We start from the raw sequence: 11379 nt of genomic DNA on the forward strand, positions 1-11379 counted from the left end.
AATGGCGTCAATGCCGCCATGCGCAAGCTGCGCCTGTAGTCATCCGGTCAAGATGGGTTGGCCGGACGCTTACGTTTTCTTGGTGGCGTGGTAGCTCAGAACGCCTTGACGAGTTCCAAAATGTCGTCGACCGGGCTGGTCGCGCGTATGTCGACATCGAAGGGTTGGTGCTCTAGGGCAACGCTGAACAAGTGTCGCCAAAGCGCCCATCCGGTTCGAACACGGCGCTATTTTGGGCAAACAGGTCGCCAGGCGAGTTCTCTTGCGGCCCTTCGGGCCTGTTTTGCAGGCCTTTGGGCCTGTCTGGCGCCCTCATGGGCGCACCTGTGCCATCAGCCGTTGCCGGCCCAGGTAGAGGTTGGCCAGCGCCGTGAACGCCCTTGTGGCGTTCTTTGCAAGACCGCGATAGCGCACCTTGCCAAAGCCCCACAGCCGCTTGAGCACGCCGAACACATGTTCCACCCGCGCGCGGATGCGGGATTTGTTGCGGTTCTTGGCCCGCACTGCCTCATCGACGACACCGCCGCGGCGGGTGCGCTGGTTCGTGAAGTCTTGCGCCTTGGGCGCCTTGCCCTCGATCAACGTTTTCTGGCTGGCATAGGCCGAGTCGCCGTACACGCGCCGCTCGGCTCCATGCAGAAGATCGGGCAGCGAGTGTTTGTCATGCACGTTGGCGGCTGTGACCACGGCGCTGTGCGCCAGGCGGCTTTGGCTGTCCACGCCAATGTGCAGCTTCATGCCGAAATACCATTGTTGGCCCTTGCGGGTCTGGTGCATCTCGGGGTCGCGCGCCTTGTTCGCGTTCTTGGTCGAGCTGGGCGCGCCAATGATGGTGGCGTCCACGATGGTGCCTGTGTTGACCTTGAAGCCTCGGGCCTGCAGCTGTGCTCCCACTGCGGCAAACAGGGCTTCACCGAGCTTGTTGTTATTGAGCAGGCGGCGGAACTTGAGCAAGGTGGTGGCGTCGGGCACCGGCTCGCGACCCAGATCAATGCCCACGAAGCGGCGCAGGCTGGCACTGTCGTACAGCGCTTCTTCGCAGGCCAGGTCGGCCAAGTTGAACCAATGCTGGATGAAGTGGATGCGCAGCATGCGCTCCAAGCCGATGGGAGGGCGGCCGTTGCCGGCCTTGGGGTAGTGCGGCTCGATCACTTCGCACAGCGCCGCCCACGGAACGATGGCGTCCATGGTCTGCAGGAACTCGTCGCGCCGCGTGGGCTTGCGGTATTGCTCGAATCCCGAGCCTTGATCGGCGGCTATTGCCAAGGTCTGCTGCTTCATCGTTACATAACGTCTCACACTCGCTGGCCGTGGACCTTAATCAGCGTTGCCCTAAGGGGCGGCCGGTTCAGCCGCAGCAACAACATCGTTGCCAGCGAAATCGAGGACATGTGTCGCCAGCACGCGGAAATGTGTGCAGGCTCAGTTCTTCATGAGCAGGTTGGACCTTTCGAGCATCGCGCGCTCCGAAACAAAGGCGTTCTTCGCCCAGGCCTCGTAGTCAGCAGATGAGCGGTACCAATAGGTCTGTCCGATCGTGTCCAACAATTCGCGGTTTTCCTGACTTTCCGCTGCAACCTTGAACGCATCGTGAAGTCGCTTGACCACCTGCGGCGACATGCCGTGTGGACCGACCAAGCCGTAGGGTGATGGGTACTCGAGGTCATAGCCTAGGCTTTTTGCGGTTGGCACACTCGGCAGATTGGCCCGTGGCTGTTCGTCAAACGACATGAGGATGCGCAGATCGCCCGAGCGCACTGATGGCAACACTGTGCCGATGGCATCCACTGTCGCCGTGATATGGCCGCCCAACAGGTTCTGCATGCTTTCGGGTCCACTCTTGAAGCCCACTTGTGTGAACTTCGCCCCCGAATAGGCGCCAATAGCCTCGCCAAGAAGATGCTGGGAAGTGCCCGCACCAACGTTGCCGATGGACAATTCGTTGGGATGAGCCTTGGCATGGATAATCAGGTCCTTCATGGTTTTGAAGGGCGAGTCTGCCTTCACAACGAACACGAACGTATAGCCGCCCAGGCCAATGATCCAGCTGAAGTCCTTCAACGGATCCCAAGCGACTTTTTGCATGTGTGGATAACGCACCAGTGGCACCAGGGCCGCAGCCACGGTGTACCCATCGGGTTTGTCGATCTTTGCCATCGTTGACGGGCCTAGCGTTGTCCCGGCACCAGGACGATTTTCGATGATGATCGGCTGACCGAGTTCCTTCGATGCCAAGTTGGCTAGTTTGCGATACTGGACGTCGGTCGGGCCACCCGCGCCCAGCGGAACAATGAGGCGAATGGGCTTGTTTGGGTAAGTGCTGTCAGCGTGGGCTGCCATTCCGAATCCAAGCAAACTGATCGTTGCAAGCAAGATGCTTAGGGGTTTTGTGTAAATTTTCATTTTGTCTCCGTGGGTTGTAACTTTTCCCATCAGCTGCGGCCGGCGGCGTGGTGCTTCGGGACTTGGCGCCCTCCGCATCCCCCGAGGGACGTGGTCACTGCGTCGGCCTCGCAGCAAACCTTCATCGCGCGCTCATCGCAGGCAGAGGGGTCACCGGTTGCTGACACCGATGTCCCCGCCTCCGCTGCGCCTCGCGTGCGACTGCATCAGTCCCCTATTGCAGAGACTCCGACTTCGCCGTTTTGCCTTGTGTATTGGTAAGGTCATCCCATTGGGCGTTGGGCTTTGTGTCTGCCCCAGACAGCAGCGGGGACAGCTCCCAGAAGAAGCCGTGGGCTTCATGAAACGTCCGGATCCGCTGGCTGACTTCCATCAATCCCATCGTCTGAGCAAAGAACATGGGGCCGCCGCGAGACGCCGGAAATCCATAGCCATTGACATAGATCAGGTCGATGTCCGACGCACGCGATGCGACACCGTCTTCCAAAATTTTCGCGCCCTCATTGACCAGCGCATAGATCATGCGTTCAACAATTTCCTGGTCCGGGATCGTGCGGCGAGCAATACCCGCCTCGGCTGCGCAACGCACAATTATTTGATCGACCTCGGGATCGGGCTGCGGTTTGCGTGAGCCTGGCTCATAGCGAAAATAACCTGCCCCCGTTTTCTGCCCCAGGCGCCCCGATTCGCACAGAACATCGGCAACCTTCGAATAACGAAGGTGCTTCGGTCGGGTCGCGGCCATGCGCTTGCGGCCTGCCCAACTGATGTCGAGCCCGACCATGTCGGACATGGCAAATGGCCCCATCGCCATGCCGAAGTCCAGCAAGGCCTTGTCGACCTGCGATGGGCTGGCACCCTCCTCCAGCAAGAAACCGGCTTCGCGAAAGTAGGTCGCGACCATTCGGTTGCCGACAAAACCATCGCACACACCCACCGACACGGGAAGCTTGTGCAGCAAACGACCGACCCGCATGACCGTTGTCAGCGTTTGATCCGAGGTGCAGCGAGCGCGCACCACTTCAAGCAACCGCATCACATTAGCGGGGCTGAAGAAATGCATGCCGATGATCCGCCCAGGACGCTGGGTAACCGACGCGATTTCATCGATGTCCAATCGCGATGTGTTTGTCGCCAATATCGCTTCGGGTTTGCAAACGGCATCCAACTGGCTAAAAACCTGCTGCTTGACCTGCATTTCCTCAAAAACAGCCTCAACCACTAGATCCACCGAAGCCAGGTCTTCGTAGCGATGTGTCGGCGTGATAAGGCCCATTCGGTGGTCCATGGCGGCCTGGGCAAGGCGGCCCTTCGCGACCGAATCGGCATACGTTTTCTCAATGCGCTGCATGCCGCGGTTTAGAGCCTCCTCGTTGAGTTCGAGCAGGCACACAGGAATACCGGCATTGGCAAAACACATGGCGATGCCCGATCCCATCAGGCCAGCACCAACGACTGCAGCCTCCGCGATGGCCTCGGGCCGCAGGTCGGCAGGTACACCCGGAACCCGCGCAGCCTTGCGTTCTGCAAAGAACAGATGCCGAAGGGAAACGGACTCTGAACTGGTCACCAACTCCAGAAACCGGCTGCGTTCAAAGGCAAGGCCTTGATCGAAATCCATCTCCGTCGAGGCACGCACACACGCCACACAACTGCGCGCAGCGCGCTGGTTACCTTTCATTTTGTCGGTCTTTGCGGCGGCCTGTTCAAAGAACTCGCTCCCACCATCCGCCAAATCGGGCCATGCCGCCTTCTTTGACAAAGGGGCCGGCAAGGGGGCCGCAAGGCGGCTCTGCAGCCAGGTGACAGCAGGGCATGCGACCTCGTTCCCCGCGTCTTCTGCGCCCGACAACACATCGTCCACTAAACCGATCCTCGCGGCCGATGCTCCGTCCAGCCGCTCTCCGCTCAGGATCATCTTGAGTGCTGCCTCGACACCTACCAGCCGCGGAAGACGCTGCGTGCCCCCACCGCCCGGAAGCAACCCAAGGGTAATTTCAGGCAACCCCAGTTGAGCGCCCGGCGTGGCGACACGATAGTGGCACCCCAACGCCAATTCGAGACCGCCCCCCAGCGCACTGCCGTGAATCGCGGCCAAGATAGGCTTAGGCGATGCTTCCATACAGTCAATGATTGTTTTGAGCGAGGGTTCCGCCCGCACAGGAAGATTGAACTCGTCAATGGCTGCGCCGCCGCAAAAATGCTGCCCGGCGCCGCAGAGAACGACGGCGTCAATTTCACCGTCTTGCAATGCGGCATCCAAGGCCTCAAAAACGACAATGCGCAGGCTGTGTGCCAGACTGTTGACAGGTGGCGATTCCATCCGGATGACCGCGATCCGGTCATGCGTTTCGTATAGTTTTTTCATGAATTCTTAACGTCTTTCTCACACGATCGTGGCGGCAAAGCCGCTCACCGGACACAGCGTTTATTGCTTTTCAACACCGATGCTTTCGAAAATCTGCTTCCACTGAGTTGACTCGTTCTGAATCGCCGTGCTGAGTTCTGCGGCCGGTGCTGGGCTAGGAACATAGCCGCGCTCATTGAGCCAGGCGAACACGTCTTCGCGCTTAATCACCTGCATGGTTTTTTCCGAGATGCGCGCAACAATTTCTGGAGGCGTTCCAGCGGGTGCCAGGATGCCGATCCAGCCACCGAACGGCACCATCTCCGACATACCGAGTTCTTTGAAGGTCGGCACATCGGGCAAGGCAGGGCTGCGGTTGGCGCCAGCAACGGCAATAGCGCGCAGCTTTCCGGCAACGACCTGCGGCTTTGCGGTCGCGGGATCGATGAACACAGCGCCCACCTGGTTGCCCATCACTGCCTGCATGGCCGGTGCCGTTCCCTGGTATGGCACATGGATCATCTGCGTACCGATGATCTTGCCGAGATAGTCACCCGCAAAATGCGACACCGTGCCGGCGCCCCATGAACCGAAGGACATGTCGGCCCCTCGCGACTTCGCGTAGGCAATGAATTCCTTCAGATCCTTGATAGGCAGCGAAGCATTCACCAGCAACACTTGTTGGCCTCGCGAGATTTCGACAACAGGCGTCAAGTCCTTCTTCGGGTCATATGACAGCTTCTTGAAAATCAGCGGGTTCTGAATGATCGGTGAGCTGTGCGTGACAAGCAGTGTGTAGCCATCAGCAGGTGCGGCGACTACCGCATTGATACCGATCGCCGATGAACCACCGGGCCGGTTTTCGATGATCACGGGCTGGCCCAACGAGGCCGAAAGCTCATTGCCGATCTTGCGGGCCACGATATCGGTGCCACCGCCTGCGGCAAAAGGCACGACGAAGCGCACGGGCCGCTGCGGATAGTTTTTGGTGTCGATCGGCGCATGGGACTGGGCCCACAAGACTGCGGGTGTCAACGCAAGCGCCGCGATCATCAGCCGCAATTTTGAATGAGTTTTCATATGTCTTCCTACTGTTGTTATGGATGGACTGCCGCTGGTTCGCTGAAGAACAGCCGTCATTGCGGTATCACGACGACTGTCGTACACCCGAGGGTGTATCGAGTGTTTAGACCACTTCGAAAAGGCCGGCCGCGCCCATGCCGCCGCCTACGCACATCGTCACAACGACATAGCGCACGCCCCTGCGCTTTCCTTCGATGAGCGCGTGCCCGACCATGCGCGCGCCGGACATACCAAACGGATGACCGATAGCGATCGCGCCGCCATTGACATTCATGCGTTCATCGGGGATGCCCAGACCATCCTGGCAAGCCAGCACTTGTGCTGCGAAGGCTTCGTTGAGCTCCCACAAACCGACATCATCCATGGTGATTCCGGCGCGGGAAAGCAAGCGAGGAACCGCATGAATGGGCCCGATGCCCATCTCGTCAGGCGCACAACCAGCGACGGTGAAACCGCGGTAGATGCCGAGCGGTTGGAGGTTGCGCTGTTCGGCCAGGCGTGCGTTCATGAGAACGCAGGCGGATGCGCCATCTGACAGCTGGCTGGCGTTGCCTGCGGTGATGACGCCGCCCTCCAGAACGGGCTTGAGTCCGGCCAGACCTTCTGCCGTTGTCGCGCGAATGCCTTCGTCCACGGCAAGTTCAACCGCGACTTGGCTGGTCTGTCCACTGACTTTGTCGAGCACGTCCTTATATGTCGTGATCGGAACAATCTCAGCGGCGAAGCGCCCTGCGGCCTGCGCGGCGGCCACACGCTCCTGGCTTCTCAGCCCGTAGGCATCTTGGCGGTCACGACTGATGCCGTAACGGCGACCGACCACTTCCGCTGTTTCGATCATGGAGAGGTACAGATCGGGGCGGTTCTGCAAAATCCACTCATCACGCAGACGATTGGTGTGTGTGTGATTTGTCACCGTGAGGCTGACGGACTCGAGCCCGCCCGCGATGATCACCGGCGTCTTGTCGACAATAATCTGCTGCGCTGCCATCGCGATCGCCTGCAGCCCCGAGCTGCAAAAACGGTTGATGGTTGCGCCAGCCACGGTGTCTGGCAAACCGGCACGCACGCCGATCTGGCGGGCAATGTTGCCGCCAGTGGCGCCTTCAGGCCGGGCGTTCCCCATCAGGATGTCTTCCACTTCGGCCGCTTCGATACCAGCGCGCTCGAGCGCCTTGTTGACAACATGCGCACCGAGTTGGGCGCCGTGGGTAGCGTTGAAGGCCCCTCGATAAGCTTTGCCAATAGGGGTACGGGCAGTCGAAACAATTACAGCGTCGGTCATAGATATTTATCCAAAAATCGTCTTGTGCAGACATTAAAAAAAGTCACAAGGCCAACGGACTCGGTGTGAGATGCGGTGCGGTGCGGTGCACTGCGTTGCAGCTCAGGCAAAGACACCCGCGGTTTCCTGTAACCCGCTGGACACGACGTCCAGGTGGTAGGGCGAATCGCCAAAGGCGAATTCGAGTTGTGTGAGTCTGCGAAAGTGATGGCTCACCACATACTCATCGGTCATGCCAATGCCGCCATGCAGCTGCAAGGCTTGCTGGCCAACAAAGCGCATCGAATTGCCGAGTTGGTGCTTGGCCCGCGACACAGCCATGCGGCGTTCAGCAGCGGGTGCATCAAGCATCAAGGTCGCGTAATAAGCCATCGACCGGGCCAGTTCCAGTTGCATCTTCATATCGGCTACGCGGTGCCGAAGCGCCTGAAAGCTGCTAAGAGGCACGCCGAATTGCTTGCGCATGTGGAGGTACTCAACGGTTGCGGCCAATGTTTGCTCCATCACACCCACACCTTCGGCGCAACTTGCAGCCGCGCCCATGTCGAACGCATAAGCCAAGGCCGTTGCGCCGTCCATCGTGACCAGCTCAGCGGGGGCGCCGTCCATCACAAGCTCCGCAGCCCGCCCGCCGTCCTGGGTGGCATAAGCATGTGTCGTCACGTGTTCAGCACGGGCCTTCACCAAAAAAATGGCCATCGTGCCATTCACCATGGCAGGCGTGAGGAATGCGTCGGCCTTGTCTCCAGCTGGCACCAGGCTCTTGATGCCGGTGAGCAGCCAGACACCGTTCACTTGGACCGCAGTAGCCTCGCAGGCATTCATCCGGTAGCGCGCACCGCGCTCTTGCCAGGCCGTGACCATCAGAGTCCGACCGTCACTCATGGATGCCAGCCATTCCGACTTGACATCGGCGTGCCCACAAGCGACCAGCGTCGCAGCGGCGACCAGCACGTCACATAGCGGTTCCAGTACCACGCCGCGCCCAAGCTCCTCCATGGTGAGCATCACCTCGACTGCGGACAGGCCGAGCCCGCCAAAGGCCTCGGGCACCTGAATGCCTGGGATGCCCAGCGCGGCCAGCTCGTCATAAGCCACCCGCGAGAATCCACCCGCCTTGACGATGTCCATGCGCCGCGATAGTCCGTAGCTCCCGTTGACCCAATCGCGCACCGCCTCGCGAATCTGCGCCTGCTCGTTTGTCAAATTGAAGTTCATGCCTGCAAGCTTCCGAAAACTGTTTGAGCCACGATATTTTTTTGCACTTCATTGCTGCCGCCGTAGATGGAGGTTTTGCGCATGTTGAAGTACGCCGACGCAAGCGGTGCGTTGGTGGCATGGCCGCCAGGAAAGCCAAAGGGAAATGAAGCGCCTTGCCAGCCAGCTTCCATCGCATCCGGCACAAAGGGCATGCCAAAAGGACCGGCTGCAAGCATCATGAGTTCTGTGTACCGCTGGCGAACTTCGCTACCGCGAATCTTGAGCAGGCCCGCAACGTCGAGCGACGCCTGCCCAGACCCTTCCGCGGCAAGCACGCGCAAGACCATCATCTCCAGTGCGATGATGTCCACTTCAAGGCGAGCGATTTCGTCCCTGAAACGAAAATCGTCATACACACCATTGGTCTTGGCAATGCGTTTGAGGCGTTCGAGTTCACGCCGCGCGCTGTTCACGTCCGCGATGGTCGTGCGTTCGTGCCCGAGCAGATGTTTTGCGTAAGTCCAACCGTGGTTCTCTTCTCCAATGAGGTTTGCAATGGGTACCGACACATCATCGAAAAACACCTCGTTCACCTCGTGCTCGCCGTCCAGCAATTTCACGGGGCGCACCGTGACGCCCGGAGACCGCATGTCGATAAGAAGAAATGAAATGCCGGCCTGCGGCTTGCCTTCGTTGCTGGTCCGGACTAGGCAAAAAATCCAGTCCGCGTGCTGGCCAAATGTGGTCCAGGCTTTCTGGCCGTTGACCACGTAGGTGTCGCCGGTCCGGGTGGCGCGGGTTTTGACCGATGCAAGGTCAGAGCCTGATCCCGGCTCGCTGTAGCCCTGGCACCACCACACATCGCCCGACGCGATGCCCGGCAAAAAGCGGGCATGCTGATCGGCTGTTCCAAACTTCATGATCACCGGGGCCACCATCACCGGGCCGAAGGGGGGGATGCGCGGGGCACCCGCAGCCATACATTCGCGTTCGAAAAGGTGCTTTTGAATACCGGTCCAGCCGGGGCCGCCGAAGCGGCTCGGCCAGCTGGCCGCGAGCCAGCCTTTTTTGCCGAGAATTTTTGCCCAGAGCCGAATGTCTGCTGCATGCAAACGGTGCCCCATACGGACTTTTTGAGCGAGATCTTCGGGGAGATTTTCGCGCACCCAAGTGCGGACTGCCATGCGAAAGGTTTGCTCTTCCGCTGAAAAATTCAGTTCCATCCTTCTGCGTGCTCCGTGATATACAAAGTGGGATTCATGCCGCGCTGAGACAGTCAGCGTTCAGACTGTTGAGGAGGGCGGTTTTCATTGTCTTGAAGCGTTCGCCACATCACCTTGCCCGTCCCCGAGCGAGGGAGTGACTCTCGAAACTCGACAATTCGCGGGTATTTGTAAGCGGCCATTTTTTGGCGCGACCACTCGATCACATCCGCCTCCGTCACTACGCCGCGGCTGGACGATTTGAGAACGATGAAGGCCTTTACTGTTTCGCCACGATGGCTGTCTTGAACTGCGACAACACAGGCCTCCTGAATGGCCGGGTGCGCATACAACATGCCTTCGACTTCTGAGGGCCAGACCTTGAACCCGGCGGCGTTGATCATTCGCTTGAGTCGGTCCACGATAAATACGTAGCCGTCGGCATCGGCATAACCCAGGTCACCGGTGCGCATGAATCTTTTGTCGTCGATGACAACAAAGGTCTCAGCGTCAGCCTTGGGCTGCCTCCAGTAACCACTGAATAGCTGACCACTGGACAACAGAATTTCGCCGACGCTGCCACGCGACAGTTCAGTCACAGACCCCGGCTCCACGATGAGTGCATCAACACCCTGCATGGGAATACCAGCACAATGCAGCTTGGGGTTTCGAGGCGGATTAAAAAGCACGGCCGCCATCGTTTCTGTAAGTCCGTAGCCTTCTATATAAGTCAGGCCCAAGAGCTCACGGAGCTTTGTGGCGACGGCTTCCGGCATAGGGGCACCCCCACCGCGCACGTAACGCAAGCTGCGAAGGTCGTCTAGCTCCAAGTCTTCGAGCGACAACAGATCAATCACCATGGTGGCAATCGCGGTCCACTGGGTGATCTGATGCTGCCGGATTAATTTCACCGCCGCAGCGGGACTCCACCGAGACAGAATCACCACCGTGTTGCCCAGATAGACCGGTGTGTTGAGGTTTGTTTGCATGCCGGTGACATGAAACATGGGCACCGTTGCCAGCAAGATGTCGTCGTCACGCAAACCGTGCCAGGCCACGCTGTTGACAATGCCGGTCATGATTGAGCGATGTGTGTGCAGGCAACCCTTGGGATTGCCCGTCGTGCCCGACGTATAGGGCATGACGGCCGGATCGTCGCCACCAGCCATCGCTGGCGTGGCGGTGCGATCGACTTTTAATGCGTCCCACCACAATACCGCGCCGGCTTCTTTCAGCGGGCTGGTATCTGGTGTCGCTTTTGCTGCGATTGCCCGACCCTCTGGCACATCGCCAAGCACATCGCTGTAGGCCCCGACCACTGCATGCAAAAAATCACCCTTGCCAAGCAGCGGGGCAACCTGCGAATAGACGTCGGTGGTGGTGATGATCGCCGTCGCGCCAGAATCGCTAATACAGTGCCAGAGTTCATCTGACTTGTTCATCGGGTTGACCGGCACCACCACCGCGTCTGCCCGAAGAATGGCGTAATACGCGATGACATATTGCGGGCTGTTCTGCGTATAAAGCACCACGCGATCCCCCCGCCCGATGCCACAGACCTGCTGCAAATGCCCCGCAAGCTGCTCAACCTGTTGGAGCACCCTGCTGTAGTCGATCGACTCACCATTAAAAATGATGGCAGCCTTGTTCGGGCTTCGTTTCTCGGTCGCCTGTAAATTCATATACAGGCTGGCGTCTGGGACGCTCGGGGACGCAAGCTCCATTGCGGGCCAGAAAGGCGAATCGGTGCCTTGCACGTGAAAGCTCCGCTACTTAGTTGCCGGAATTCGGGATTTCGACCATCGCTTCGCCGACGGCCACGACTTCGCCGCGCTGGTTCTGCACCTGCACGTCCAGCATGA

General features: G+C 59.2%; 8 protein-coding genes. All 8 read right to left on the minus strand.

Annotation, left to right across the window (positions count from 1 at the left end):
• Positions 1 to 312: 312 nt before the first annotated feature.
• Positions 313 to 1281, minus strand: coding sequence for an IS5 family transposase (locus AVS7_RS12405; protein ID WP_020228721.1), 969 nt, complete (start codon positions 1279 to 1281; stop codon positions 313 to 315).
• Between the two features lie 141 nt (positions 1282 to 1422).
• Positions 1423 to 2403 (minus strand): tripartite tricarboxylate transporter substrate binding protein, encoded by a 981-nt coding sequence (locus tag AVS7_RS12410; protein WP_034690840.1) that lies wholly within the window; start codon positions 2401 to 2403, stop codon positions 1423 to 1425.
• Between the two features lie 214 nt (positions 2404 to 2617).
• The gene (locus AVS7_RS12415; protein WP_020228723.1) at positions 2618 to 4771 is read right to left on the minus strand and encodes a 3-hydroxyacyl-CoA dehydrogenase NAD-binding domain-containing protein; all 2154 of its coding nucleotides are present in this window, start codon (positions 4769 to 4771) and stop codon (positions 2618 to 2620) included.
• A gap of 60 nt (positions 4772 to 4831) precedes the next feature.
• A complete protein-coding gene (locus AVS7_RS12420) occupies positions 4832 to 5830 on the minus strand; it encodes a tripartite tricarboxylate transporter substrate binding protein (RefSeq protein ID WP_024001476.1) in 999 nt (332 codons plus the stop codon).
• Between the two features lie 106 nt (positions 5831 to 5936).
• Positions 5937 to 7115: an acetyl-CoA C-acyltransferase gene (locus AVS7_RS12425; protein ID WP_024001477.1), complete on the minus strand. Its 1179-nt coding sequence runs from the start codon at positions 7113 to 7115 to the stop codon at positions 5937 to 5939.
• Positions 7116 to 7217: 102 nt separating this feature from the next.
• Positions 7218 to 8333: an acyl-CoA dehydrogenase family protein gene (locus tag AVS7_RS12430; protein WP_020228726.1), complete on the minus strand. Its 1116-nt coding sequence runs from the start codon at positions 8331 to 8333 to the stop codon at positions 7218 to 7220.
• Positions 8330 to 9538: an acyl-CoA dehydrogenase family protein gene (locus AVS7_RS12435; protein WP_024001478.1), complete on the minus strand. Its 1209-nt coding sequence runs from the start codon at positions 9536 to 9538 to the stop codon at positions 8330 to 8332. The genes AVS7_RS12430 and AVS7_RS12435 overlap by 4 nt, the downstream gene beginning before the upstream one ends.
• A gap of 53 nt (positions 9539 to 9591) precedes the next feature.
• The gene (locus AVS7_RS12440; protein ID WP_024001479.1) at positions 9592 to 11274 is read right to left on the minus strand and encodes a long-chain-fatty-acid--CoA ligase; all 1683 of its coding nucleotides are present in this window, start codon (positions 11272 to 11274) and stop codon (positions 9592 to 9594) included.
• Positions 11275 to 11379 lie beyond the last annotated feature (105 nt).

The sequence above is a fragment of the Acidovorax sp. MR-S7 genome, assembly GCF_000400995.2.
Classification (GTDB): Bacteria; Pseudomonadota; Gammaproteobacteria; order Burkholderiales; family Burkholderiaceae_C; genus MR-S7.

Excerpts from the sequence above, each read along its gene's own strand:
- AVS7_RS12430 (WP_020228726.1), bottom strand. The coding sequence starts at position 8,333 with ATGAACTTCAATTTGACAAACGAGCAGGCGCAGATTCGCGAGGCGGTG.
- AVS7_RS12405 (WP_020228721.1), bottom strand. The coding sequence starts at position 1,281 with ATGAAGCAGCAGACCTTGGCAATAGCCGCCGATCAAGGCTCGGGATTC.
- AVS7_RS12420 (WP_024001476.1), bottom strand. The coding sequence starts at position 5,830 with ATGAAAACTCATTCAAAATTGCGGCTGATGATCGCGGCGCTTGCGTTG.
- AVS7_RS12415 (WP_020228723.1), bottom strand. The coding sequence starts at position 4,771 with ATGAAAAAACTATACGAAACGCATGACCGGATCGCGGTCATCCGGATG.
- AVS7_RS12425 (WP_024001477.1), bottom strand. The coding sequence starts at position 7,115 with ATGACCGACGCTGTAATTGTTTCGACTGCCCGTACCCCTATTGGCAAA.
- AVS7_RS12410 (WP_034690840.1), bottom strand. The coding sequence starts at position 2,403 with ATGAAAATTTACACAAAACCCCTAAGCATCTTGCTTGCAACGATCAGT.
- AVS7_RS12435 (WP_024001478.1), bottom strand. The coding sequence starts at position 9,538 with ATGGAACTGAATTTTTCAGCGGAAGAGCAAACCTTTCGCATGGCAGTC.